This is a genomic window from Bradyrhizobium sp. HKCCYLRH1034 (assembly GCF_051168375.1).
Taxonomy (GTDB): domain Bacteria; phylum Pseudomonadota; class Alphaproteobacteria; order Rhizobiales; family Xanthobacteraceae; genus Bradyrhizobium.
In genome coordinates, this window is the sequence record NZ_JBNPUW010000004.1 from 504,080 (window position 1) to 530,238 (window position 26,159).

The 26,159-nt window shown below is 65.0% G+C and carries 21 protein-coding genes; 12 read left to right on the forward strand and 9 right to left on the reverse strand.

Translation table 11 applies throughout. From position 1 onward, the window contains the following. Positions 1-47: 47 nt before the first annotated feature. A complete protein-coding gene (locus ACQR0W_RS12670; protein WP_315712028.1) occupies positions 48-629 on the reverse strand; it encodes a beta-1-3, beta-1-6-glucan biosynthesis protein in 582 nt (193 codons plus the stop codon). A gap of 435 nt (positions 630-1,064) precedes the next feature. Between ACQR0W_RS12670 and ACQR0W_RS12675 the strand changes: the two genes are divergently transcribed. Further along, positions 1,065-2,594, forward strand: a complete 1,530-nt coding sequence (locus tag ACQR0W_RS12675) for a beta-(1-6) glucans synthase (RefSeq protein WP_316170528.1) — start codon at positions 1,065-1,067, stop codon at positions 2,592-2,594. On the opposite strand, the gene ACQR0W_RS12680 is transcribed toward ACQR0W_RS12675, so the two are convergent. Continuing rightward, positions 2,554-2,934, reverse strand: coding sequence for a hypothetical protein (locus ACQR0W_RS12680; protein ID WP_284416120.1), 381 nt, complete (start codon positions 2,932-2,934; stop codon positions 2,554-2,556). The genes ACQR0W_RS12675 and ACQR0W_RS12680 overlap by 41 nt on opposite strands. A 108-nt stretch (positions 2,935-3,042) precedes the next feature. Further along, complete coding sequence (locus tag ACQR0W_RS12685) at positions 3,043-4,395, reverse strand: hypothetical protein (protein WP_316170503.1); 1,353 nt, start codon at positions 4,393-4,395, stop codon at positions 3,043-3,045. A 135-nt stretch (positions 4,396-4,530) separates the two neighbouring features. On the opposite strand from ACQR0W_RS12685, the gene glmU reads away from it, so the two are divergent. Continuing rightward, complete coding sequence (gene glmU, locus ACQR0W_RS12690) at positions 4,531-5,877, forward strand: bifunctional UDP-N-acetylglucosamine diphosphorylase/glucosamine-1-phosphate N-acetyltransferase GlmU (RefSeq protein WP_316170504.1); 1,347 nt, start codon at positions 4,531-4,533, stop codon at positions 5,875-5,877. A gap of 9 nt (positions 5,878-5,886) precedes the next feature. On the opposite strand, the gene ACQR0W_RS12695 is transcribed toward glmU, so the two are convergent. Continuing rightward, positions 5,887-6,114, reverse strand: a complete 228-nt coding sequence (locus ACQR0W_RS12695) for a hypothetical protein (RefSeq protein WP_315712023.1) — start codon at positions 6,112-6,114, stop codon at positions 5,887-5,889. Between the two features lie 229 nt (positions 6,115-6,343). Between ACQR0W_RS12695 and glmS the strand changes: the two genes are divergently transcribed. The 3 genes from glmS (at position 6,344) to ACQR0W_RS12710 (ending at position 10,111) form a co-directional block, all read left to right on the forward strand. Beyond that, complete coding sequence (gene glmS, locus ACQR0W_RS12700) at positions 6,344-8,170, forward strand: glutamine--fructose-6-phosphate transaminase (isomerizing) (protein ID WP_316170505.1); 1,827 nt, start codon at positions 6,344-6,346, stop codon at positions 8,168-8,170. A gap of 334 nt (positions 8,171-8,504) precedes the next feature. After that, positions 8,505-9,119, forward strand: coding sequence for a LysE family translocator (locus tag ACQR0W_RS12705; protein ID WP_315751608.1), 615 nt, complete (start codon positions 8,505-8,507; stop codon positions 9,117-9,119). Positions 9,120-9,313: 194 nt separating this feature from the next. Next, positions 9,314-10,111: a DUF502 domain-containing protein gene (locus tag ACQR0W_RS12710; RefSeq protein ID WP_316170506.1), complete on the forward strand. Its 798-nt coding sequence runs from the start codon at positions 9,314-9,316 to the stop codon at positions 10,109-10,111. Positions 10,112-10,155: 44 nt separating this feature from the next. Here ACQR0W_RS12710 and ACQR0W_RS12715 read toward each other — a convergent pair whose 3' ends face one another. Next, the gene (locus tag ACQR0W_RS12715; RefSeq protein WP_316170507.1) at positions 10,156-10,530 is read right to left on the reverse strand and encodes a VOC family protein; all 375 of its coding nucleotides are present in this window, start codon (positions 10,528-10,530) and stop codon (positions 10,156-10,158) included. Positions 10,531-10,811: 281 nt separating this feature from the next. Between ACQR0W_RS12715 and ACQR0W_RS12720 the strand changes: the two genes are divergently transcribed. Together ACQR0W_RS12720 and ACQR0W_RS12725 are read left to right on the forward strand one after the other, a co-directional pair. Continuing rightward, positions 10,812-12,689 carry an autotransporter domain-containing protein gene (locus ACQR0W_RS12720; protein WP_316170508.1) on the forward strand — a complete coding sequence of 626 codons (1,878 nt, stop codon included), beginning with the start codon at positions 10,812-10,814 and terminating at the stop codon, positions 12,687-12,689. A gap of 163 nt (positions 12,690-12,852) precedes the next feature. Beyond that, positions 12,853-13,704, forward strand: coding sequence for an NAD(P)-dependent oxidoreductase (locus tag ACQR0W_RS12725; RefSeq protein WP_316170509.1), 852 nt, complete (start codon positions 12,853-12,855; stop codon positions 13,702-13,704). Between the two features lie 196 nt (positions 13,705-13,900). On the opposite strand, the gene recG is transcribed toward ACQR0W_RS12725, so the two are convergent. Beyond that, positions 13,901-16,003 (reverse strand): ATP-dependent DNA helicase RecG, encoded by a 2,103-nt coding sequence (gene recG, locus ACQR0W_RS12730; RefSeq protein WP_316170510.1) that lies wholly within the window; start codon positions 16,001-16,003, stop codon positions 13,901-13,903. A 195-nt stretch (positions 16,004-16,198) separates the two neighbouring features. On the opposite strand from recG, the gene ACQR0W_RS12735 reads away from it, so the two are divergent. After that, positions 16,199-16,486, forward strand: coding sequence for a succinate dehydrogenase assembly factor 2 (locus tag ACQR0W_RS12735; RefSeq protein ID WP_315751602.1), 288 nt, complete (start codon positions 16,199-16,201; stop codon positions 16,484-16,486). Then, positions 16,486-20,001 (forward strand): transcription-repair coupling factor, encoded by a 3,516-nt coding sequence (mfd, locus tag ACQR0W_RS12740; RefSeq protein WP_434840686.1) that lies wholly within the window; start codon positions 16,486-16,488, stop codon positions 19,999-20,001. Before ACQR0W_RS12735 ends, mfd begins: the two co-directional genes overlap by 1 nt. Positions 20,002-20,013: 12 nt before the next feature. Here the strand turns inward: mfd and ACQR0W_RS12745 are convergent, their stop codons facing one another. Beyond that, a complete protein-coding gene (locus ACQR0W_RS12745; protein WP_315712011.1) occupies positions 20,014-20,235 on the reverse strand; it encodes a hypothetical protein in 222 nt (73 codons plus the stop codon). Between the two features lie 275 nt (positions 20,236-20,510). Between ACQR0W_RS12745 and ACQR0W_RS12750 the strand changes: the two genes are divergently transcribed. Then, positions 20,511-20,657 carry a DUF2283 domain-containing protein gene (locus ACQR0W_RS12750; protein ID WP_410051202.1) on the forward strand — a complete coding sequence of 49 codons (147 nt, stop codon included), beginning with the start codon at positions 20,511-20,513 and terminating at the stop codon, positions 20,655-20,657. Between the two features lie 86 nt (positions 20,658-20,743). Here the strand turns inward: ACQR0W_RS12750 and ACQR0W_RS12755 are convergent, their stop codons facing one another. Then, the gene (locus ACQR0W_RS12755; protein WP_315712009.1) at positions 20,744-21,037 is read right to left on the reverse strand and encodes a hypothetical protein; all 294 of its coding nucleotides are present in this window, start codon (positions 21,035-21,037) and stop codon (positions 20,744-20,746) included. 346 nt (positions 21,038-21,383) lie between these two features. Here ACQR0W_RS12755 and ACQR0W_RS12760 point away from each other — a divergent pair, with 346 nt between their 5' ends. Then, the gene (locus tag ACQR0W_RS12760; RefSeq protein ID WP_316170512.1) at positions 21,384-23,498 is read left to right on the forward strand and encodes an MASE1 domain-containing protein; all 2,115 of its coding nucleotides are present in this window, start codon (positions 21,384-21,386) and stop codon (positions 23,496-23,498) included. Here the strand turns inward: ACQR0W_RS12760 and ACQR0W_RS12765 are convergent. Further along, a complete protein-coding gene (locus tag ACQR0W_RS12765) occupies positions 23,493-24,155 on the reverse strand; it encodes a response regulator transcription factor (RefSeq protein WP_315751597.1) in 663 nt (220 codons plus the stop codon). The genes ACQR0W_RS12760 and ACQR0W_RS12765 overlap by 6 nt on opposite strands. Before the next feature lie 581 nt (positions 24,156-24,736). Between ACQR0W_RS12765 and opgC the strand changes: the two genes are divergently transcribed. Beyond that, a complete protein-coding gene (gene opgC, locus ACQR0W_RS12770; RefSeq protein WP_316167929.1) occupies positions 24,737-26,110 on the forward strand; it encodes an OpgC domain-containing protein in 1,374 nt (457 codons plus the stop codon). The last annotated feature ends 49 nt before the right edge of the window (positions 26,111-26,159 follow it).

Genomic DNA, 26,159 nt, shown 5'->3' on the forward strand with positions numbered 1-26,159 from the left:
GCGCCTCGTCGTCGGGATCGTGCGTCCTGCCCGCCTTCAGGCGCCGGTCACTTCGCCGGAGGCTGCGCGGGCGAGGGCGAGGCCTGGGGAGCGGGCTGCTGCGTCGGTGCTGGCGAAGCCTGCGCGGCCGGGGTCGAGGCCGGGCCTGGCGCAGGCGCCGCAGCCACCTGCGGCTTGGCGTCCGGATTGATCCAGCAGCCGTGGACGTGGTTGTTCAGCGAGTTCGGCACCTTCGGATCGATCTGCGGGATGAAACGCGTCAGGCAGCGGAAAGCGGCCTGAACGTGGCCGCCGGGGCAACCGAACCGGTCGTAGAGATCGAGGTGGCGGAAGGCGGTATCGAGGTCGTCGTTGTACATCAACTGGACGACGCGGCGGCCGAGCCAGACGCATTCGGGATTGCCGGCCGGGCCGCCACTGAGCGCCTGGGACGCTTCGGTGAATTCGTCGGCCTTGCGCTGGTTCTCCTTCGACACGTCGGCCGGATTGGCCGCCTGCGGCTTTTGGTCCTGGGGATGGTCGCTGCCGCTCTGGGCGAGCGCGCCGGGCGCGCCGATGAGGAGCACGAGGCCCAGAGCCGCCGACAGGCGCGAAACCGAAAACTTGGAGTGGAGCACGCGTCGACCCATAAATTCCCCGATTGTTGCCTTCGTGCCGTCCCCTGACGGACGCAGTGTTGATGCCGATCAAATCAGCCCCGATTGCGGCGGGAGATTGATTCCGACTGTCGCAGAGCGTTCCTAACGGGCGCTTGCGCAGGGGCCCAATCTGGGTTGCGACGTTGCGACGGCCGGGGCCAACCGGGATTCCCAATGACCGGAATCTCGGATTTTGTCCAGCAACGTACCAACTTTCTCGCGTCATCGTAAAAGGGCGATGTGGAGCGGGTACGCCGGGAGCGCCGGAGGGCCCGATCGCCTACTTGGCAGATCGCCGCCGACCGGGTAATCGACACCACCCTGCCTGGAGACACGGAACTGAAATCCCTTCCTACGCCGCTGGCGCTTCTGCTCATATCCTTGGGTGTCATCGCCGCCGCGTGGTGGTGGCTGGCCCAGCCGATCATGCTCGCGCGCGCGCCGATCGAACCAGCTTCGAAGCTGCAGTGCGTGTCCTATGCGCCGTTCCGCGGCCAGCAGAGCCCGCTGGATCCGACCACCCATATCGACGCCGAGCAGATCGAGCAGGATCTGGTGCAGCTCGCCAAGATCTCCGAATGCGTGCGCACCTATTCGATCGAGAACGGTCTCGACCAGGTGCCGGGAATCGCCGCCCGCGTCGGCATCAAGGTGATCCAGGGCATCTGGCTCGGCTCCAACAAGCTGAAGAACCAGCAGCAGATTGGCATCGCGGTCGACCTGATCAAGCGCTACCCGAAGGTGATCACGGCCGTGGTGGTCGGCAACGAGGTGCTGCTGCGCGGCGAGATGACATCAGCCGATCTGGCCGCGACCATCCGCAGCGTCAAGGCGCAGGTCACGATTCCCGTCACCTATGCCGACGTCTGGGAGTTCTGGCTGCGCAACCGCGAGCTCTACGACATCGTCGACTTCGTCACGGTTCATATCCTGCCGTATTGGGAGGACATCCCGGTGCGCGCGAAATTCGCCGCCTCCCATGTCGACGCCATCCGCCAGCAGGTCGGCGTCGCCTTTCCGGGGAAGGAGATCCTGATCGGCGAGACCGGCTGGCCGAGCGAGGGGCGCATGCGCGAGGGCGCGCTGCCGTCGCGGGCCAACCAGGCCCGCGTGGTGTCCGAGATCCTCAGCCTCGCCAAGCGCGAGAACTTCCGCGTCAACCTGATCGAGGCCTATGACCAGCCGTGGAAGCGCAAGCTCGAAGGCACGGTCGGCGGCTATTGGGGCCTGATCAGCGACGATACGCGGGCGCTGAAATATCCGCCGGGCGAGCCGGTCAGCAACTATCCGCTGTGGAAGCTGCAGATGGGCGGCGGCATGATCCTGTCTTTCGTGGTGTTCCTGGCCGGCTGGCTGACGGTGCGGCGCCGGCCCTGGCCGCCGCACCTCTCGGCCTGGGTCGGGGTCGGGATCTCCGCGACGACGGCGGGCGGGCTGTTCGGCATGGCCGCGGACAAGATGTTCTATGAGAGTCTCGGTGCCGGCGGCTGGCTGCATTGGGGGGCGCTGCTCGCGGCCGGCGTCCTGGCGCCGATCCTCAGCGCCAATGCGACGATGGCCGGGCGGCCGTTGCCGACCTTCCTCGACCTGCTCGGACCGAATGACGGCCGCAAGCAGTTGAAGATCACCTACCTGCTGGGCCTGGTCCTCGTCGTGACGGTGCTGATTGCGGCCGAGACGGCGCTCGGCTTCGTGTTCGACCCGCGCTACCGCGATTTCCCGTTCGCCAGCCTGACCATGGCGGTGGTGCCGTTCGCGATGCTGCTCGGCAATCGTCCGGCGCAGGGTCCCCGGCCGATCGCCGAGGCCAGCTTCGCCGGCCTGCTCGCGATCTCCTCGGTCTACGTGATCTACAACGAGGGCCGCGACAACTGGCAGGCGATGTGGACCTGCGCGATGTATCTGCTGCTGGCGTTTACGCTGTGGCGGGCGCGGGCCGCGCAAAGCCGAGGATGAGCAGGCCGATCGCCAGCCCCGACAGCACGATGTTGTAGAGCACGATGCCGAGGCCAGCGGCGATCAGCCCGCCGGTCAGCAGCACGATCGACGGCCGCATCACGTGCAGCACTGCGATCACCAGCGCCGTGGCGCCGAACACCGAATTCTTGAACAGCGTGGTCGCAACCGCCCGGCTCTTGCAGGCCAGCGTCTGCAGGCCGGCGTCGCAGGCGAGCGCGACGCTCGACAGCTCGATCGCCAGATAGCGCAGATAGAGGGCATAGCCGACGGTGACGAAGCCTATGATCAGGAGCCATTGCACCTGATAGGGCGAGAGGCGGAACGGGGTCTTTTTCATGCGCGGGACTATGCTGCGGAAAGGACGTGCGGACAAGCCGCAAAGCCGGTTCGCGGACTGCTTTCACAATCCGTCCCAACCGGCTTTGGCCGCACGTCGATTCGAGCCTCAGGAGCGGCGGAAGAACGACGACAGCGCCGACGGCTGTTCGGGCTTGGGCGCCTCTGCCGGCGGCGGTGCCGGCGCGGCCGCGGCCGGCGGCTCCTCGCGCTTGCCGTGACGCTGCTGCTGGGCCTGTGGCTGATACGTGCGCCGGCGCTGCACCGGCTTCTGGGCGGCAGCCGCGGGCGCGGCCGGCTTGGCCGCCTCCGGCTCCTCGCGGACCGCGAGGCGCTGGCCGTCATAGACGGTGGTCTCGCAAGCGCGCTGGCTCTCGGCGAGGACCGCGCAGATCTTCGCCGCCGTCGCCGCGTCGCCCAATGGGCCGGCGCCGAGCCGCAGTTGCATACCTGGACCGCCCCGGCCTTCCTTCAGGATGATGATCGGCCTGAGCAGGGCGAGATCGGCATGGGTCTTCACGAGATCCCGCCACAGCGCCCGCAGGCCGCCGAGCGAGTTGGCTCCGCCGAGATCGACGGCGAATTCGGTCTTCTGGACCGCCGTGACCGCGGCGTCGGTGCTGTCGCTGCCCTTGGCGCCGGCGGCCTCTGCGGGTTCGGCTTTTGCGAGCCTGTCGGTCTCGGCCGGCTTGCCGGCCGGGTCCGAGGCACCACCCGGCGGCTTGGATCCGGTCGCAGCCGGCGATGCGGACGAGGCTGACGGTGTCGGCGACGGGGCGGAAGAGACGGGCGATGACGAAGCCCCCGATAGCCCGGCCGACATCGGCTTGGCCTGCTCCTGTTTCGTCTTGTCGGCGCTCGCGGCAGCCGGCGGGGTACTCGGCTGAGCCGGACTGGTTCCGGCCGCCCCGTTGGGAACCGGCATGAACGGCGACGCGTTCGCGTATGCGGGCAAGGGGCCGGGTGGCGGGGAACCCGACGGGGCCGCCACCGGGGCCTGGGACTCGACGGCAGCGATCTGTGGCGCGGGGGGCGCCTTGCTGCCGGGGGCGGGATTCGCGGTCGCCTGGGCGCTCTGCTTGGCCAGCGCGCCGGTCACCGAGTCCAATCCCTGCTCGAGCACCGTCACGCGCGCGTACAGCCGGTCGCGATCGGTGTTGAGCGTCTCGATGGCCGCGCCGAGCTGGCGCGCCTCGCCCTGGGTCTCACGGGCCAGCGACTGCAGCAGTTGCGCCTGGCGCGACAGATCGGCCGCGGAAACACGGTCCTGCCGCCATCCCTGTGCGGCCTGATTGGTGAAAACGGCCAGGCCGACGGCGCCGACGGCGCCAGCCCCCCACCAGCCGAGCCGCCACAGCGCGCGGCGATCGAACTCGTTCTCGTCAGCAAACAGTCCGGACAGAGTCGCGCCCGTCTTCTCAGCTCCATTCGTGCCGGCGGATTTGCGGGAGTCCCTAGCCATGAACCTGCCTTAATCGAATCACGAAGCGAACATTAACAGGAAAACCACCAGGGGCTTGAGCCGGTGCGGCTTGCCCCGCGCAGAAAACGCATTATGACAGCGCGACCTATGCGCTCCCTTCATCCCAGGTGTTTCATGACCGCTCGATCCAGTCTGACCATCGTGCTTGCGGCAGGCGAGGGCACCCGGATGCGCACGAGCGTGCCCAAGGTGTTGCATCCCATCGCCGGCGAATCACTGCTCGCGCACGTCCTGGCGGCGGCGCCGCACGGGGATGGCGCCAGCATCGCGGTGGTGGTGGGGCCGGGGCACGACGCGGTCGAGAAGGAAGCCAGGCGCCTGCGCCCGGATGCGGATATCTTCGTCCAGCGCGACCGGCTGGGGACGGCGCATGCGGTGCTGGCGGCGCGGCAGGCGATCGCGCGCGGCGCAGACGATCTGCTGGTCGCATTCGGCGACACGCCGCTGATCACGGCCGAGACGTTCGCGCGGCTGCGGGCGGCGCTGGCGCAGGGCGCAGCGCTCGCCGTGCTCGGCTTTCGCGCCGCCGATCCGACCGGCTACGGACGCCTGCTGCTCGACGGATCGAAGCTGGTCGCGATCCGCGAACAGGCCGATGCGAGCGAAGCGGAGCGGGCGATCACGCTGTGCAACGCCGGCGTGATGGCGATGGACGGTCGTCGCGCGCTCGCGATCCTCGACCGGATCGGCAACGCCAACAGCAAGGGCGAGTATTATCTCGTTGACGCGGTGGCGATCGCGCGCGAGCAGGGGCTCGACGCGGTCGTGATCGAGACGTCTGAAGACGAAGTGCGCGGCATCAACACCAAGGCGCAGCTCGCCGAGGCCGAGGCCGTGATGCAGACCCGGTTGCGCCGCGCGGCGATGGATGCGGGCGTGACGCTGATCGCGCCGGAGACCGTCTATCTCGCCGCGGATACGACGTTCGGCAAGGACGTGACTATCGAGCCGTTCGTCGTGATCGGCCCCGGCGTGTCGATCGGCGACGGCGCCGTGGTGCATTCGTTCTCGCACATCGTGCAATCCAAGCTCGGCCGCAACAGCCTGCTCGGGCCGTTCGCGCGGCTGCGGCCCGGTACGTCGCTCGGCGACGGCGCCAAGATCGGCAATTTCGTCGAGGCCAAGGCCGCAGTGCTGGAGGCGGGCGTGAAGGTCAATCACCTGTCCTATATCGGCGACGCCCATGTCGGCGCCAATTCCAACATCGGTGCCGGCACCATCACCTGCAACTATGACGGCTTCAACAAGCACAAGACGAACATCGGCGAGGGCGCCTTCATCGGCACCAACACCTCGCTGGTGGCGCCGATCAACATCGGCGCCCGCGCCTATATCGGCTCAGGCTCGGTGATCACGCGCGACGTGCCCGACGATGCGCTGGCGCTGGAGCGCAGTCCTCAGACGACGCGCGAAGGCGCCGCGGCGCGCTTTCGGAATGCCAAGCAACGCCACAAGAAGTGAGCTGAAACATCAGCTTTCGTCGTCCTGGAACTCGGCGAACATCGCACGTGTCAAACGCCAGCCGCGGCGGGTGGCGTGCTTGACCGGCTCGTTGGTACGGTGCTTGATAGGCATCGGCTTGAGCTCGTTGCTCAAGGTCGGCGGCGGCCAGTGCGCCAGATGGCTCCCGGACGTCGGATGCGACAGGCTCAGCGGGCTGGTGCCCTTGGGATCAGTTGGGCGGCGGCTATAGGTCATGGCGTCCTCTCCGACGCGACAGTCTCTGCGCAAAAGCGTTGACCTGGCGTTAAGTGCGCTCCGAACTGGACCTCCGCATCGAACCGGAGTTGCCTGCAGGCCCTCGGTTAGGGCTCCCACTTAACCCTGTCGCAATCCGCAATAATTATTGAATCCTGAAAGCGCGCCGTTTTCGTTAAGACAATGCCACGCTTTTGAATCTCTCTCGACGATTTGGGGACTGGCGCTGATGTGCGGAATCATCGGGATCCTGGGACGCGGGCCGGTTGCCGAGCATCTCGTCGATTCCCTGAAACGTCTCGAATATCGCGGCTACGATTCCGCGGGCGTCGCCACGCTCGAGGGCGATCATCTGGACCGGCGGCGCGCCGAGGGCAAGCTGAAGAACCTCGAGAAGCGGCTCGGGCAGCAGCCGCTGAAGGGACACGCCGGCATCGGTCACACCCGCTGGGCCACCCACGGCAAACCGACCGAGAGCAACGCGCATCCGCATGCGACTGACAACGTTGCCGTGGTGCATAACGGCATCATCGAGAATTTTCGCGAACTACGGGCCGAGCTCGAAAAGCAGGGCGCCAAATTCGCATCCGAGACCGACACCGAGACCGTCGTCCATCTGGTCAATTCCTATCTGCTGAAGGGCCACACCCCGCAACAGGCCGTGGCTGCGTCGCTGCCGCAGTTGAAGGGCGCGTTCGCGCTGGCGTTCCTGTTCAAGGGCCACGGCAATCTCCTGATCGGCGCCCGCAAGGGCTCGCCGCTGGCGATGGGCTATGGCGACGGCGAGATGTTCCTGGGCTCGGACGCGATCGCGCTGGCGCCGTTCACCGATACGATCAGCTATCTCGATGACGGCGACTGGGTCGAGATCACCCGCGACGCCGGCATCATCCACGATGCAACGGGCGCGGTGGTGAAGCGCGAGGTGCTGAAATCCGGCGCGTCGTCGTTCCTGGTCGACAAGGCCAACTATCGCCATTTCATGGCCAAGGAAATCCACGAGCAGCCGGAGGTCGTCGGCCACACCTTGGCACGCTACGTCGACATGGGCACCGAGCGCGTGATGCTGCCGGCGCGGCTGCCGTTCGACTTCAAAGATATCCAGCGCATCTCGATCACCGCCTGCGGCACCGCAAGCTACGCCGGCTTCGTCGCCAAATACTGGTTCGAGCGCTTCGCGCGGGTGCCGGTCGAGCTCGACGTCGCCTCGGAGTTCCGCTACCGCGAGGCGCCGCTCCGCCAGGGCGATCTCGCCATCTTCATCTCGCAATCCGGCGAGACCGCCGACACCCTGGCGGCGCTGCGCTACGCCAAGTCGCAAGGCGTGCATACGCTCTCCGTCGTCAACGTGCCGACCTCGACGATCGCGCGCGAGAGCGAGATCGTGATGCCGACGCTTGCGGGCCCCGAGATCGGCGTCGCCTCGACCAAGGCCTTCACCTGCCAGCTGATGGTGCTGGCGGCGCTGGCGATTGCCGCCGGCCGCGGCCGCGGCGAGCTCTCTGAGGCCGACGAGGCCAAGCTGGTGCACGGCCTCGTCGAGGTGCCGCGGCTGATTGCGGCGGCGCTGACGGTCGAGCCGCAGATCGAGAAGCTCGCGCGCGAGATCGCCAAGTCGAAGGACGTGCTGTATCTCGGCCGCGGCACCTCCTATCCGCTGGCGCTGGAAGGCGCGCTGAAGCTGAAGGAGATCTCCTACATCCATGCCGAGGGCTATGCCGCCGGTGAGCTCAAGCATGGCCCGATCGCGCTGATCGACGAGACCATGCCGGTCGTCGTCATTGCGCCCTATGATCGCGTGTTCGAGAAGACGGTGTCGAACATGCAGGAGGTCGCCGCGCGCGGCGGCAAGATCATCCTGATGACCGATGCCAAGGGCGCCGAGGAGGCGACCGTGGACTCGCTGGTCACGATCATCATGCCGGACATGGCCGCGACGTTCACGCCGATCGTCTACGCCATCCCGGTCCAGCTCCTGGCCTATCACACCGCCGTGGTGATGGGGACGGACGTCGACCAGCCGCGCAATCTCGCCAAGTCGGTCACGGTGGAGTAGGCGGCGACGTCGCCTGGGATGCTTCGCTGCTGGAGCCAGCACCTTGTGGGCTCATGCCTCGCTCTCGTCACATCGTCATGGCCGGGCTTGTCCCGGCCATCCAGGTTCTCCGGCGCGCTGAGCACGACGTGGAGGACGGGGCCGTCGCCGCGCCGAAGCGGCTTCGGCCGCGCAGGCGGGACGAGCCGGGGCATGGCCCGGAGGTAATTGCCGGATTTGGCGCAGCCCTGATTTTACCGACGACGCGCTTGTCATCGGATCCACAATCCGACATCAGCATGTCGCGACGACCCCGGCAGCGGATCGGCCGGTCCGCTTCCGGATAGGGATCCCGATGGCCCTCAACACCTGGCTGCTGTTCTTCGTCACGTCGGTGGGCATCTCCCTGACGCCCGGGCCGAACGGTCTGCTCGCCTTGACCCACGGGGCGCTGCATGGCGGCCGCAGGACATTATTCACGATCGCGGGCGGCCTGATCGGCTTCATCCTCGTCATCGCGCTGTGCATGTTCGGCATCGGTGCGCTGGTGCAATCGTCGATCACCTGGCTTGTGGTCCTGAAGTGGGTTGGCGGACTCTATCTCGCCTGGCTCGGGATCAAGCTATGGTTCGCGCCGCCGGTGGGCGTCGATCTGGCCGGCCAGATCGTGGCGGCCCGCTCGCACGTGCTGTTCCGCCAGGGCTTCCTGACCGCGGCGACCAACCCGAAATGCCTGCTGTTCTTCAGCGCCCTGCTGCCACAGTTCATCGACCCCGATCGCAGCCTGGCGGTGCAGTTCGCCGTCGTGGCCGTCACCTATACGGTGACCGAGTTTGTCACCGAATGCGCCATTGCCAGCGCGGCGGCCCAGGTTCGTCCATGGCTCGCCCGGGTCGGGCGGCGCTTCAACCAGGTCTGCGGCGGCATCTTCGTGGCGGTCGGCCTGGCCCTGCCGCTGCGTAGCGCCTAGGGCAGCGCGTTTGCCCTTTTGAGTGGCTCCTCGCCGCAGCAGGGATTGAAATCGACGCCTTGCGCGTTGACTTGGTGCCCGGCTGCCGGGCCACAGGTCAGCGGCAAAGCGCGCATGTGTCGGAAAGAGGGCCTTCGCCCTTCAAAAATCTGCTAAGACCCCTAGGTGAGATTTGATCCGACCCGGAAGTTCGCATGAGTTCCCGCGACGACCTGCCGCCTGAGACCGATCCCTTGGCCGATGCTCCGGCCGAGACGCCCCATCATGGGCTGATGTTCCGGTTTCGCAACTATTTCCTGACCGGCCTCGTCGTCGCCGGTCCCGTCGCCATCACGCTCTACATCACCTGGTGGTTCGTGACCTGGGTGGACGGGCTGGTCCGGCCGTTCGTGCCGCTGGTCTATCGTCCGGAGACCTATCTGCCGTTCGGCGTGCCCGGCTCCGGCCTGATCGTAGCCGTGATCGGGCTGACGCTGCTCGGCTTCCTGACGGCCAACCTGATCGGCCGCACCCTGGTCGACCTCGGCGAGCGGCTGCTCGGCCGCATCCCGGCGGTGCGGGCGATCTATCGCGGCCTCAAGCAGGTGTTCGAGACGCTGTTCTCGGGCAAGGGCTCGAGCCTGCGCCGTGTCGGCCTGGTCGAGTTTCCCTCGCCCGGCATGTGGTCGATCGTCCTGATCTCGCAGCCGCCGAGCGCGGAGATTTCGAGCCGGCTGCCCGGTGACGACGAGCAGATCTCGGTGTTCTTGCCGTGCGCACCGAACCCCACCACCGGCTTCTTCTTCTATCTGCCGCGGAGCAAGATCATCGAGGTCGACATGAGCGCCGAGGACGCGGCGACGCTGATCATGTCCTGCGGCGTGGTGCAGCCGGGATCGGACCAGCAGAAAAAAGTCGCGGCGCTGGCCAACATGGCCAACGCCGCGCGCCTCGCCAACGCACCCGCGCAGCCAGCGCCGCACCGCGAGCCCGAGCCGGCCAAGGCGGACTAGGCTGAAAGGCCGACTGGCGCGAAAGGCCAGCCACTGCGGAAGAGCTAGGCCGCATCCTGCGGAACGAACACGCGCAGGCGATGCCCGTCCGGATCGAGCGCGACGAACGTGGTTCCGAAATCCATCCGTGTCGGCGCCTGCGCGATCGAAAGTCCGCGCGCCTTCCAGTCGTCGTGCAGCCGCTGGACCTCGCCGGCATCGCCGACCGCGAACGCGACCTCGCCGAAGCCTGCGGCGCCCGTCGCTGGCGGCTCGACCGTGTGCCGCGACCACAAGCCCAGCATGACGCCCTCGCGCAGCGGCAGCATGGCAAACGTCGGCGATTGTTCGATCGCGGGCCGGCCGAGCAGATCCGCATAGAAGGCCGCGCTCCTCGGCGGATTGTCGACATAGAGGATCAGGAAATTGAAGTCGGGCATCGTCATCTCTCCGGTGGCGGCGCCGGCTGCGGCGCTTCAGCCACACGACTAGCCGAGCCCTCTGCCAGATTCTGTCAGCAGCCTTCGTGAGCATGGTCGGTGGCGGTCCGGTCCGCCCAGCGGGCGAACGTGCGCATCGCGGCGCTTTGCACTGCATGATGATGCGGGGAAAGCACAGCCACGGATGTCATCGTTCCTACAACCAATGGGCGGTGGTGTTTCGAATGGTCACCATGGAAACATCGGGCAAACAAAAGTAGGGCGTTGGGGAGGCGCGTAGGATGCCTGTGAGTAGGACGACATTGTTGTGCGCGGTCGCGCTGTCTGCGGCGTCCCTGCAACTGACCGCGCCGGCAGCAGCCCAGACCACCTATACGCGCATTCAGGCTTTTGGCGACAGCTACGCCGACACGGGCAATCTCTGGACCTTCACCGGCGGCGCCGGCAAGCTGCCGCTCTATCCCACCGGTCGCTTCAGCGGCGGCACGAATTTCGTCGACACGACCTCGGCGCTGCTCGGCATTCCCCAGCTCAACTACGCGATCGGCGGCGCCATGGCGGGCGATACCAACGTGGTGGCGCCGGGCATTCCCGGCTTCTTCCAGGAATGGAGCGGACTGACGGGCTTCTCCAGCAGGATCTCGTCGACAGACCTGGTCGAGATCTCGGTCGGCGGCAACGATGCGCGGGCCTATTACCGCGCCGGCGGCTCGCTCGCTGGCGCGCCGACGGCCGCGGCCGTCACGGCCCAGCAGGCCATGGCCGGCATCAACGCGCTGGTCGGGGACGGCGCGCGCAGTATCGTGTTCACGGCCGGCGATGTCAGCACCTTGCCGGAGGCCGTTGGCAACGCCAATGCCCCGGCCGGCAAGGCCTACAGCACGACCTATAACAGCCTGATGCAGCAGTCGCTCGCTGGCGTCGCGCGTTCGGGCGTGCGTGTCGAGTACGTCGACACCGGACTGATCGGCACGCTGATCCAGGCCAATCCGTCGCGCTATGGCTTCACCAATGTCGGCGCCTGTCCGATCGCCTGCATCGGCAATCCTGCGCTGCAGAACCAGTATCTGTTCTACGTCGATGGCGTGCACCTGACGTCACACGGCTTCGAGGTGCTGGGGCAGTACATCGTCAACCGCCTCAACGCGCCGCTGACCTTCGCGCCGCAAGGCGAGGTGGGGTCGATCACCGCGATGGGCTTCGCCTCGACCCTGTTCGGCAAGCTCGACATGTTCCGCGAGACCGCGGGCTTTGCTCCGTCGACGATGAACGCCTATGGGGCAATGGGCCGCCCGCCCTACACCAAGGCGCCGCCGCTCGCGCCGGTCAGTCCATGGTCGTTCTACATGCAGGGCAATGGTGGCGTCAGCGACCGCCAGGGCAGCGCCGCCTCGAACGGCTTCAATCTCGACAGCATCGGCGGCACCATTGGCGTCGAGTACCGGCTGTCGGCGAACACCATGATCGGTACCGCCTTCGACTATTCCAATCCAAAGGCGAGGCTGTTCAACAGCGCCGGCACCACGGATGCTAACTCCTATCAGTTCGGCCTCTACGGGGCCTGGGCCAGCAGCAGCCTGTTTGCCGAGGGCCTGGCGACGATCGGCCATCAGGACTATCGCAACACGCGGCCGGGCGTGGTCGACACCATCACCTCCAACCCCGGCGGCACCACCTTCGTCGCGGCCGGCAAAGCCGGTTACCTGTTCGATGCAGGCACGGCGAAGCTCGGCCCGATCGGCGGGCTGACCTATGCTCGCGCCCGTGTCGACGGCTTCACTGAGACCGGCGATCCTGCGCTCACGCTCGCGGTCGGCTCGCAGACCGCCGAGACCCTGATCGGCAGCGTCGGCGTGCAGCTGCGCACCCCGTTCCAGGTGCAGGGCAACGTCATCAATCCGTACCTGAACCTGACGCTCGATGACGACATCATCGGCAACGGCCGCCTGATTCAGTACAGCGCGACCTCGGCGCCCGTCATCGTCAACAACTGGACGGTTCCGAACGGCACCTCGCACAACGTCTACGGCCGGGTGAGCGCCGGCGTCGTGGCGCCGTTCTGGAGCAATGTGGCGCTGACGGTGAACGTGTCGCGCACCATCGGACGCACGGGTGGCGACGATTTCTTCGGCAGCGGGGGATTGAAGATCGCGTTCTGAGGTCTGCCGCGGCGGTCAGCGTTCTCGGGGGCTCTGAGGGGAGCGTTGACGTTGCGGCCAAGGCGAGGGCAGCCCGGAAGGGCTGCCCTTCGTTTTCGTGCCTTCAATTTTGTCATGGGGTGCGCATAGTCTTCGAGACCATCGTTGGAATCGGAGCGTCATCATGCCTCCCAGCATTGCCGTCATCGCGCCCGGCGCCATGGGCAGCGCCATCGCCGCCCGTCTCGTGGAGCACGGCTGCAAGGTTCTGACGTCGCTCGAGGAACGCAGCGCGGCGACGCGGGCGAGGGCGGCCGCATCCGGCATGGTCGGCGCCAGCGACGCCGAGATCGCCAATGCCGACATCATCCTGTCGATCGTGCCGCCGGGCGAGGCTGTGGCGCTGGCGGAGCAGCTCGCGACGGTCATCAACCGGAATTCGAAGAAGCCCATCATCGTCGACTGCAACGCCGTCAACGTCGAGACCATCCGGACCATCGAGGACATCGTGCTGTCGTCGGGCGCGCGCCTGGTCGACGCCGCCATCATCGGCCTGCCGCCGAAGCCCGGCACGAAGGGACCGGCCTTCTATGTGAGCGGCGAGGCGGCAGCCGATGTCGCCGCGTTGGGCGTACTCGGGCTCGATCTGCGCCGGATCGAAGGGCCGATCGGCGCGGCTTCGGCGCTGAAGATGTCCTATGCCGGCATCAACAAGGGACTGACGGGGCTCGGCGCCGCGATGGTGCTGGCCGCCACCCGCGCCGGCGCCGCCGACGCGCTGCGCGACGAGCTGGCGCTGAGCCTGCCGCACGTCCAGGCCCGTCTCGCCAACGCACTGCCGGACATGCTGCCGAAGGCCTATCGCTGGGTCGCCGAAATGCGCGAGATCGCGGGCTTCCTGGGGCCGGATCATCCGGCTGCCCTGATCTACGAGGGCTTTGCGCGGTTGTTCGAGCACATTGCGGCGGACGTGCAGGGCGAGGGCACCGACGCGGCGCAGCTGGTGGCGTTCGCCGAGAGTTGCAAAACGAAGTAGACGATTTCAGCTCGTCGTCCCGTGCGAGCCACGACGCGCGATAGCCCATCGTGGCGCAGACCCGGACCCATACTCCGCGGCGGTTGTGAGGTGCGAAAAAGCCAATCGCCACCCTGCCTCAAACTGATCCCTGGGGTTAAGGGTCCCGGCTCAGGGCCGGGACGACAGGGGAGTTTGTTGATGCACCTTCTGCTGATCAACCCGCCGTCAGCAGCGGGATCGCCTCGTCGCGTTCGTAGAGATACAGCAGGCAGCGCAGCGCATCGCTGCGCGGGCCCTTCAGCTTCGGGTCTTCCTTGAGTATCCGCAGCGCCTCGTCGCGGGCCTGGGTGATCAGTTGGGCATGCACCTCGGGCCGCGCGATGCGGTAGCCGGGCAGGCCGCTCTGGCGGATGCCGAGCACGTCGCCTTCGCCACGCAGCTTGAGATCCTCCTCGGCGATGCGAAACCCGTCTGTGGTCTCTCGGATCACGGCGAGGCGGGCCTTCGACATCGGCCCGAGCGGTTCGTGATAGAGCAGGATGCAGGTCGAGGCTTCCGAGCCGCGGCCGATCCGGCCGCGCAGCTGGTGCAACTGCGCCAGGCCGAAGCGCTCGGCGTTCTCGATCACCATGATGCTGGCGGCCGGCACGTCGACGCCGACCTCGACCACGGTGGTCGCAACCAGCAGGCGCAGCTCATGGGCCGCGAACCGCCCCATGACCTCGTCCTTCTCGCTGCCCTTCATCTTGCCGTGGACGAGGCCGACCTTGTCGCCGAAGCGCTCGCGCAGGCTCTCGTAGCGGTCGGTCGCGTTGGTGAGATGATCGATGCCCTCGGCCTCGGATTCCTCGACCAGCGGGCAGATCCAGTAGACCAGCTTGCCGGCATCGAGCGCGCGGCCGACGGCGTCGACGACCTCGCCGAGTCTGGTGTCGGCCACCGCGCGGGTGTCGATCGGCTGCCGGCCGGCTGGCTTCTCGCGCAGCTCGGAAATGTCCATGTCGCCGAAATAGGTCAGCACCAGGGTGCGCGGGATCGGCGTCGCCGACAGCACCAGCACGTCGACGGCCTCGCCCTTCGAGGTCAGCGCCAGCCGCTCGCGCACTCCGAAGCGATGCTGCTCGTCGACGATGGCGAGCGCCAGCGACTTGAAGACCACGTCGTCCTGGATCAGCGCGTGGGTGCCGATGAGGATGTCGATCTCACCGGCTTCGAGCCGGGCGAGGATGTCGCGGCGTTCCTTGCCCTTCTCGCGTCCGGTCAGGATGACCACGTTCATGCCGGCGCGCGCGGCGAGCGGCGCGATGGTCTTGGCATGCTGGCGCGCCAGAATCTCGGTCGGCGCCATCAGCGCGGCCTGCTTGCCGGCCTCGGCCACGGCGGCCGCCGCCAGCAGCGCTACCACCGTCTTGCCGGAGCCGACGTCGCCCTGCAGCAGCCGCAGCATGCGCACCGGCTTTTCGAGGTCCACTGCGATCGCCGCGATCGCCTGACCTTGCGAGTTCGTGAGCGCATAGGGCAGGGCGTCGATGATCTTGCGGCGCAGGCGGCCGTCGCCGGCATGACGGTTGCCCGCGGGCCGGCGCAGTTGCGCCCGCACCAGGGCCAGTGCCAATTGGCCGGCGAGCAGCTCATCGAAGGCCAGCCGCGACCAGAACGGGTTCTCCGGCAGGATGTCGGTCAGCTCCTGCGGGACGTGCACCCGCGTCAGCGCCTCCTTCAGCGAGGGGAAGTTGCAGCGTCGGAGCACCTCCGGACTGATCCATTCCGGCAGCTCAGGCAGCTTGGTCAGCGCCACAGCGATCGCCCGCCGCAGCGAGCCGAGCGCCAAGCCTTCGGTCAGCGGATAGACCGGATCGATGCCCGAGAGCTTGGCGAAGCCGGCCTCGTCCAGGATGCGGTCGGGATGCACGATCTGCGGCACGCCGTCATACATCTGCACGGTGCCGGAGACGTAGCGCTTGGCGCCGACCGGAAGCATCTTCTCGATGTAGTCGCCCTTGGGCCGGAAGAACGTCAGCACGACGTCACCGGTCTCGTCGCTGGCGTAAACGAGGTATGGCGCGCGCGCGTTGCGCGAGGGACGGTGGCGGTCGACCGTGACTTCGAGCGTCACCACGGTTCCGACCTCGACGTCGCGGACCTTCGGCCGGTTGCGGCGGTCGATCACGCTGGCCGGCAGATGCAGCAGCAGGTCGACCAGCCGCGGCGTCTCGGTGCAGCCGAGCAGGTAGCGCAGCAGCTTGTCCTGCTTCGGTCCGACCCCCGACAGGGTCGTGACCGGCGCAAACAGAGGATTGAGGATGCTGGGGCGCATGGAGCGAACACTTAAAGCCGTTTGGGAGCCGGAATAGCCGCGAATGCCGAGACATCCACGTCTTTTTCTCAGGTTCGAGGTGCCGGGCATGCCGGTTCTGCAGCCCGGGAGGGGCTGACAGGGGCGCTGTGCACCGCTATATCAACCGCGCCCGGCACCGTCCGGGCTTTTGGCGTTGAACAGCAGGATGTCGCGATGACCGGAACGACCCGATCGAGCCAAGGCCTTGACGACCGCCGCAAGCGGCTCCTGTTCCGCTGCTGGCATCGCGGCACCCGCGAGATGGATCTGATCCTCGGCCGCTTTGCCGACGCCGAGATCGGCGCCCTCAGCGAAGGCGAGCTGGCCGAGCTTGAGCAACTGCTCGAAGTCCCCGACCCGGACTTCTATGCCGCGGTCACCGGCGCCCGGCCGCTGCCGCCGGAGCAGACTCCGGCGCTGTTCGAGCGCATCAAGGCGTTCCGCGCGGTGGGCGCCGATTGATGAAGAGCCCGGTCAAGTCGCCCGCCGAGCACCTCGCGCCGGGGCGCGCGCTCACGCTCGCCAACGTCGCGGAAGGCGCCGAAAGCCTCGTCGTCTCCGACCTCGCGCGCGCCACCGCGGCCAAGCCGAAGCCGCCGGCGGTGAGCCTCGCCGTGGTCTGCCGCGACGGCAACCGGATGCAGCAGCTGGCGCGAGCGCTCGACTTCTTCGCGCCGGATCTGCCGGTGATGCAGTTCCCGGCCTGGGACTGCCAGCCCTATGACCGCGTCTCGCCACATGGCGGCATCCTCGCCCAGCGCGTGACCACGCTCGCACGGCTGTCGCGCCTCGCCGGCAGCGACAAGCCGCTGATCGTGCTGACCACCGTCAACGCCATCGTGCAGCGCGTCCCCTCGCGCGACACCATGGCGGGGCAGGCGCTGTCGGTCGCTCCGGGCCATGTCGTGCCGATGGATTCGGTGATCGCCTGGCTTGAGCACAATGGCTACCACCGCTCGTCGACCGTCCGCGAAAGCGGCGAATATGCCGTGCGTGGCGGCATCCTCGACCTGTTCCCGGCCGGCCTCGACCAGCCCGTGCGCTTCGACTTTTTCGGCGATAGCCTGGAATCGATCCGCACCTTCGACGCCGAGACCCAGCGCACCCTGCTCGACATGCGCTCGCTCGACCTCGTGCCCGTTTCCGAATTCCAGCTCGTCACCGACACCATCCGCCGCTTCCGCATGGGCTATGTCGCCGAGTTCGGCGCGCCGGAGCGCGACGATGCGCTGTACGAGGCCGTCAGCGAAGGCCGCCGCTATCCGGGCATGGAGCACTGGCTGCCGCTGTTCCACGACAAGATGGAGACCTTGTTCGACTATCTGCCGAACACACCCATCGTGATCGAGCCGCAGGGCGAGGATGCCGCGCGCGAGCGCTTCAAGCAGATCATCGATTATTACGACGCGCGCCGCGAGGCGATGGAGCATCCCGGCGGCGGGGCGATCTACAAGCCGCTGACGGTCGACCGCCTCTATCTGACGTCCTCCGAATGGGCCGAGCGGCTCGCCGCCGTCCCGCTGGCGCGTGTCACTCCGTTCGCGGTGCCGGAGAGCGCCAACGTCGTCGACATCGGCGCGCGACAGGGCCGCAACTTCGCGCCCGAGCGCAACGATTCCGCCGTCAACGTATTCGAGGCCGTGGTGGCGCACGTGCAAGCGCTGCAATCGGTGCGCAAGAAGGTCGTGATCGCGCTGTGGAGCGAAGGCTCGCGCGACCGCATGGCGAGCATGCTGAAGGATCACAAGCTGATCCATGTCACCAGCGTCAACACCTGGCGCGTGGTGCAGGCGACGCCGCGCAACGAGACCATGCTCGCGGTGCTCGGTCTCGAGACCGGCTTCGAGACCGATCAGATCGCGGTCATCTCCGAGCAGGACATTCTCGGCGACCGCCTGGTGCGGCCGCGCCGGGCGAGCCGCAAGCTCGACAATTTCATCTCGGAGGTGACGAGCCTCGCGATCGGCGACATCGTCGTTCATGTCGATCACGGCATCGGCCGCTTCGTCGGGCTGCAGACGCTCGAGGTCGCCGGCGCGCCGCATGACTGTCTCGAGCTGCGCTACGCCGGCGAAACGAAGCTGTATCTGCCGGTCGAGAACATCGAGCTGTTGTCGCGCTACGGTTCCGACCAGACCAATGTCGAGCTCGACAAGCTCGGCGGCTCCGGCTGGCAAACACGCAAGGCCAAGCTCAAGAACCGAATCCGCGAGATGGCCGGCGAGCTGATCAAGATCGCCGCCGAACGCATGCTGCACGAGGCGCCGAAGCTGCCGGTGCAGGCCGGCCTCTATGACGAGTTCTGCGCGCGCTTCCCCTATGACGAGACCGAGGATCAGCTCGCTGCGATCCAGGCGACGCTCGCCGATCTCGAAGCGGGACGTCCGATGGACCGGCTGGTCTGCGGCGACGTCGGTTTCGGCAAGACCGAGGTGGCGTTGCGGGCCGCGTTCGCGGTCGCGCTCGACGGCAAGCAGGTCGCCGTCGTCGTGCCGACCACGCTGCTCGCGCGCCAGCATGCAAAGACTTTCGCTGAGCGCTTCAAGGGCTTTCCGGTCAACGTCGCACAGGCGTCGCGGCTGGTCAGCACCAAGGAGCTCAATCAGGTCAAGAAGGGCCTCGCCGACGGCTCGGTCGACATCGTCGTCGGCACCCATGCGCTGCTCGGCAAGGCGATCAAGTTCCGCGATCTCGGCCTCGTCATCGTCGACGAGGAGCAGCATTTCGGCGTCAGCCACAAGGAGCGGCTCAAGCAGCTGCGCGCCGAGGTGCATGTGCTGACCCTGTCGGCAACGCCGATCCCGCGCACCTTGCAGCTCGCTCTCACCGGTGTGCGCGAGTTGTCGATCATCGCCTCGCCGCCAGTCGATCGTCTCGCCGTTCGCACCTTCGTCGCGCCGCATGATCCCGTGATGATCCGCGAGGCGCTCTTACGCGAGCGCTATCGCGGTGGCCAGGCGTTCTACGTGGTGCCGCGCATCGACGATCTCGCCGAGGTCAAGGAGTTCCTCGACAAGACCGTGCCGGAGATGAAGGTCGCGGTCGCGCACGGCCAGATGGCGCCGACCGTGATCGAGGACATCATCGGCGCATTCTACGACGGCAAGTTCGACATCCTGCTGTCGACCACGATCGTCGAATCCGGCCTCGACATTCCCCGCGCCAACACGCTGATCGTGCACCGTGCCGACATGTTCGGCCTTGCCCAGCTCTATCAGCTGCGCGGCCGCGTCGGCCGCTCCAAGCTGCGCGCTTATGCGCTGTTCACCCTGCCGTCGACGCACAAGATCAGCCCACTGGCCGAAAAGCGCCTGGGCGTGCTGCAGTCGCTGGAGACGCTGGGGGCCGGCTTCCAGCTCGCCAGCCACGACCTCGACATCCGCGGCGCCGGCAATCTGCTGGGCGACGAACAGTCCGGCCACATCAGGGAGGTCGGCTTCGAGCTCTATCAGTCGATGCTGGAGGAGGCGATCGAGAACCTCAAGGCCGGCATCACCGAGCCGACGGTCGACCGCTGGTCGCCGCAGATCACGATCGGCATGCCCGTGCTGATCCCCGAGGACTACGTCTCCGACCTCTCCGTGCGGCTGTCGCTGTACCGCCGGCTCGCCGATCTCGAGACCGACGACGAGATCGAGAACTTCGCCGCCGAATTGCGCGATCGCTTCGGCAAGCTGCCGGACGAGACGCGCTATCTGTTCAAGGTCGCCGCGATCAAGAACTACTGCCGCCGCGCCAATGTCGAGAAGGTCGATGCCGGCCCGAAGGGCGCCGTCATCGCCTTCCGCGACAACAGTTTTGCCTATCCGGACCGCCTCGTCGCCTTCATCAAGCGTCACGGCCAGGCCGCCAAGGTCCGCCCGGACATGAAGGTCGTGTTCCTGCAGGTCTGGGAGACGCTGGAAGAGCGGCTGGCCGGGACCACGGATATTCTGAAGGACCTGGCGGAGCTCGCGGAGAAGAAGAAGGCGGCGTAGCGCAATGGAGCGTTAGCGAAGCATCCAGCCGAAATGCAACGCAAGGCTGGCGATCGTGAAGACTGAGACGATCGCGATCACGCTGATCCAGTCGGTCTCATCGCGAGATTGTCGGTTTTGCATCGCGCCATCCTTCGCTTCGTCAGACGCCCCCGAACTAAGGGTGATAGCATCAGACGAGTGGGGCAAATGCGCGATCTGAAGATGCCAGTGTTCGGTTGAGATCGTGGCCAAGCCGATGAGATCTGACGACCGAAGTCAGGATATGCGAGCCACGCGCACACGCCGTGTCTTGGACTTGCTGGAAGCGATCCCTTACAATTTATGGTACGCTCGGCTAATTTCTTGCGATGGCGGGCACGGCGCCGTCTTGCGCTCACATATGGCGAGATCGTGCATGCGCGTGTACCCACCTTACGGACGTTGATGCGCCTGCTTGGGAGATGTCGATGACGCAACGTAACATCGCACTTCGCATCAGTGCAGACGATCCGAACGTGGCGTATCTGATGTTGCCTGAGCATCCCGGGTCAGGAACAAAGGGGTGCTCTGCCAGGCAAGTACCATTGTCTGACCTTCTTTCATACGTTGGCGCCGACATAATCCTGGATCTCGATGCGGATGGGCGGCTCATCGGAATTGAAGTGCTTGCCTGAGGCAGGCTTACTAGTGGGCTTCACGACGCCGCGCGCTGCGGCTCGCCATAGACCCGGGCCAGCAGCGTGCGTGCGGTGTCGCCCTGCTACAGCGCGGCGACGGTCACCGCCGTCTCCATGCGCGCGTTGCGCTTGCCATGCGAGGTATGGCGCATCACGGCTCGACAGCCGCCGCACGATCGCATGGCCGAACGCAGATCGGTCTCGGCGAACACGACCACGACCGAGCCGTTGTCCTCGTGGGTCCCGAAATCCATCCGGCGCATCAGCCGGCTGATGATGCGCGCGCCGTCATATTGGGCGCGGGGGTTGACGTGATCGAAGGCGAAGCGCGCGACGGCAAGGCCGCCGCCATTCTTCAGCCGCCAACCTCCCCGCAACGGGCGAACGGCTGCGCAACCCCGACCAGCTCCGCCAATCGCCCGTTGCTGCACCCGCGCCACTCGGCGTCAAACCCAACAGGACTCTAAATCCTACCGGATGAAACTTCGGTGGCAGGTCAGTTGCAGAACAGGGCGGGCCTGCGATGCTCGCCGGTATCGGCATCATGCGAGCGCTAGCTAAGTCCGGCTCGAACGCGTGTGCAACCTTGAGATGGTCGCACGAGTCCCTAAAGAGGATTAATGTTTCACAGATTTTTATCAACGAGATCAGTTTCGCAGATCTTCAAGAAGATCAAAGGTCAGTTGTGGGGGGTGATCCAACTGCCTAGTTCAGGCATCGACGATGTCCGATCCACGATCACTATCGCCGGAGATAAATTTCCGCCGAGGCATTAGCTATGCCGGCGGTCTGGTCGCAATTGGACTGATCTATTTCGCCCTGGCAAAAGGTGGCCTTGCTCTCGCCTCTATTCATCCCAGTGCAACGCCAATTTGGCCACCGACAGGTGTCGCGCTGGCGGCGGTGCTGTTGTGGGGATATCGGACTTGGCCCGCAATTTTCACGGCGGCGGTGATCGCCAATGCGACGACCGCCGGCTCGGTTGCCACCGCGATTGCGATTGCGACCGGTAACTCTCTTGAAGCGGTTGTTGGCGCTTACCTAATCAATCGATGGTCGAGCGGATGTAATACGTTTTCGACGCCATATTCTGTCGCGAAGTTTACCTTGATTTGCCTCGTGATCGCGACACCGATCAGCGCCAGCATTGGACTGTCCAGCCTGGCAACCGCCGGGTACATCGAACGGACGAATTTCGCAAACGCCTGGGTCACATGGTGGCTGGGAGATGTGACCGGCGCGCTGGTCATTGCCCCCGTTATCGTGCTTTGGGCATCAAGCCCCTACCATGCTTTCAACCGCAAGGAATTTTTGGAGACGGTCGGCGTCCTCGCAACAGCGGCGGCTGTTGGACTCATTGCTTTCAGCCCCCTGATCGAGCAAACGCCGAGCCGAAATCCATTGGGTTTTCTCGCGATCCTGCCAATGTTGTGGGCGGCGCTGCGCCGCGGTCCACGTGACACCGCAACGGTTGCGCTGGTGCTTGCGGGGATCACGATTTGGGGGACGCTCACGGGCGGCGGCCCCTTCACGACCGTGGATCTCAACGTTTCATTCCTGCTGGTATTGATGTTTTTGATCAGTATTGCCGTTCCAAGCTTGCTACTGAGCGCCGACGTCGAGGTGCGCAAGAAAGCGGAGGAAAGTCTGCGCCACGCGCAGATGGAACTCGAACGGAAGGTCGCTGAGCGTACGCAAGAGCTGGAGCTCGCCAATGCAGCAAAATCGCGCTTTCTTGCCATGGCAAGCCATGATTTGCGGCAGCCATTACATGCACTAGGCCTGTTCGTTGCACAGCTGCGCACGCCGCTCAAATCGGGGGAAAGGACAAAGACGATCGAGCGGATCGATGCAACGCGCAAAGAAATGGATGAAATGTTCAACTCGCTCCTGGATATTTCCAGGCTCGATGCTGGAATCCTTACACCCAAAATTACCGAATTCCCGATCGCGCGCCTGTTGCAAACAATTGAGACTACGTTTGATCAGGCAACGCGAGAAAAAGGCTTGCGTCTACGCGTTCGGCGAAGTGACGCCTGGGTGCGGAGCGACGCCATGCTGCTCGAACGCATACTGCTCAATCTGGTATCCAATGCTGTGCGCTATACGTCACGGGGCGGGATCATCGTCGGATGTCGTCGGCGCGGTGAAATGTTGCGTATCGAAGTATGGGATAGCGGTCCCGGCATTCCTGAGGATCAGAAGCAGAATATCTTTGGCGAGTTTTTTCAACTACCCGGCCCAGAACGGAACCGGTACGGCGGCCTGGGGCTCGGCCTGGCTATTGTCGACAGGCTTCGCGTACTTCTCAACCATCAAGTCGACTTAGCTTCGACTGTGGGCCGAGGTTCGCGATTCTCAATCCTGATTCCGATGGCCGATAAATGCGTCAGGTCCACTGAGCCCGTCGACTCACCTCGCCCCGCAGCGGTCGAAGGTAAGGTAATTCTTGTTATTGCCGATGCTCCAATTGTGCGAGAGGAGACGGGCGGATTGCTTGGCAAATGGGGATACTCCGTCCTTACCGCCGGATCCGACGAAGCTGCGCTCATCCGACTGGCTGAGCGCCAACAACGCCTCGATCTTATAATCTCGGACTATCATCTTGCCAGCGGAAAGACCGGTATCCGAGCAATTGAACAAATTAGTGCGGCGTTTGGCTCGTCAATTCCAGCTATCCTCACCAGCGGCGATACGGCACCCGAACCATTACGTGACGCTAAGGACAGAGGGTACATTTTGCTGCACAAACCTGTCGACCCAATGCGGCTCCGCGCTGTCATGCACGAGTTCTTGAGGGATCAAGGCGATAGGAGAGACACCGGGGCGGCGTTATGAATCAGATTTCGGCGACAAGTCCCAGCCCATTTTTCCTACTTCTATTACTGCCTCGGTGCGACTCGTTACATTGAGTGCCTTGAGAACGACCGTGATGTGGTTCTTCACGGTCGGCACGGCCATATCGAGGGTCTTGGCAATGATCTTGTTGCTTTTTCCCTTCATCAGGAGCGCAAGCACTTCAATCTGCCGATCGGTCAACCCGAGACCCTTGGGAGAGTCCCGCGTCGCTAGCTTATTTGCAGGCCGCGGAGACGTTGGTTCCTCAAGTATCTCCGAGGGAATGTAAATGCCGCCAGAGAACACTAACTTGATGGCGTTGAGCATGACCTCACGTTCGGTAGTTTTCGGGATGAAACCCAGAGCGCCAAGTTTGAAGGCACGCTTGACTGTATCTTGATCATCCGAGGACGAGAGAATGACGATAGCAATGGTCGCATAGCGGTCACGCAGTTCGCGGAGGACAGAGAAGCCATCTCGATCAGGCAAATTGATATCAAGCAAAATGAGGCTGATGTCAGGATGTTCCTCGACTATGTGCACTGCCTCACGGCCGTTCGAAGCTTCAAAAATGACGGAGTCTCGCTTCAGTTGTTTCACGACAGCGTGCAACGCCTCGCGGATTAATGCATGGTCGTCGACAATAAGAACTTTCATAAAAGCTCTCCGTCATCCCATTGCACGGAGATCCAACTCAAAAAACATACACCCACCTTCGGGTCTTTGGCGAGGAAGAAGCTGGCGGAAGACTGGCTCTCGATACCGTCTATCCACCATCATCCTTGGCCCAACCAGCGGTTCGCCGCCGGGCACTCAAGGTAGGAGCCGAATGCCGTTGTGTGGTGTAATTGTAGTCACCGCACGGTAGGAGCGCGAGTACGGACCACGAAAGTCGTGGGACTCAGGGTCTCCTTCGCCTGTAGGCAAAGGTGATTGATGCCGAGATCTGTACGGTACCTTGATCATAGGACCTAGGAACCTCTCTCTGTGGACCTTCGGCTGATTTACGCGCTCTGCCGTTTGAACGATGATCGTCAAACGGACAGCCTCACGCGCCAGCAGGTTCTACCAAGCGCCGCCAGCCGCCATATGATCATTATCGTAATAGCTTTGGTGGCCGGGGTCGGCGTGAAGCAAATCTAGATTGCGGCGTTGTCACGATCCGGCAGCGCGGCGGTGACTTTCTGTCAAATTCGGTCCCTCTTGAAGCGTGCTCGTACGCCGGACGGGGCAATCAGATGCATGATCGAACTGCCGACCTGAAGCCATCGGTAGGCGCGTTGCCGGAGCTGAAAGGCTACGGCCGCGATTTGCGCATTGATGCCTGCCGCGGCATCGCGCTCTGGTGCATCTTTCTTGATCATGTCCCCAACAACATCGGGAGCTGGCTGACACTGCGGAACTACGGCTTCAGCGATGCCGCGGAAGTGTTCATGTTCGTGTCGGGCGTAACCTGCGCGTTGGCCTACGGCAAGGCATGGCGCTGCGGGGGGTGGACCGGCGTGATCGGCCGGACGCTGTGGCGAAGCTGGGATATTTATGTCGCATTTCTGCTGCTCACGCTCGCCTGCGCCATCATGGTTCACCTCGCAGGCGGCGGCCATCTTGCCGACGAGAGCAATACGCGCATTCTGTTGGAACAGCCGGGCGTGACGCTCGCGCACGCGGCGATCCTGCAATACTGCCCCGTCAACACCGACGTCTTGCCGCTCTTCGTGCTTTATCACCTTTTGTTCGCGCCGCTGCTGTGGCTGCTGCTGCGAGCGCCGAACGCAACGCTCGGCGCGTCGCTGTTGCTTTACGCACTGGTGCACGTCTTCGGATGGACCATCCCGGCATGGCCGAACGGCCACTGGGCCTTCAATCCGCTGGCTTGGCAGCTGCTGGTCGTGCTTGGCGTGTGGTGGATGATCGAAGACAAGAGAGCCCGGCCATGGGTGACCTCACGCACCGCGCTTGTGGCTGCCGCTCTCTATCTGGTGTTCAGCCTCATCATCGCATTGAGCTGGAGCATCAAACCGCTGGAAGCGCTGGTCCCGCAGGCGCTGCTGACGCTGCTTTACCCGATGGACAAATCTAATCTCGATCCGTTGCGACTGCTGCATTTCTTGGCCCTTGCGGTTTTGGTGGTATGGTTAGTGCCTCGCAATTGGCGAGGGCTGACGACGCCGGTGATGCGCGGCGCCATTCTCTGTGGCCAGAACTCGCTGCCAATCTACTGCCTCGGCGTTCTGCTGACGTTCGCCAGCCGCCTGGCGCTGCTCGGCATCTCGGAGGGGCTGACGATGCAGATCGCGCTCAGTGTTGGTGGCGTCCTGGTGATGATCGTGGCGGCGACGCTGCTGAACTTGATCAAGATCAAGCCGAGGCAGCAGCCGGACGCGAAGCCCGTCGAGCAGACAACCAGGTTTGAGCTGGTCGTCAATCTCAAGACAGCCAAGGCGCTCGGCGTTGACATTCCGTCCACGCCGCCCGCCTCGGGCCGACGAGGTGGCCGAACAAAGATTCTGTTTGCTCCGGCGCGCGAGTCCGGCTGCGGCGCTGATCCAGCGCCAGCAATCGCGCACGCCTTCGGGCCACCAGCGAAAACTGTGGGTCAGGTCGTGAATTAGTTCACAAGGACTGTGGAGCCTGCCCTTTATTCTTCCGGCCATCGTACAG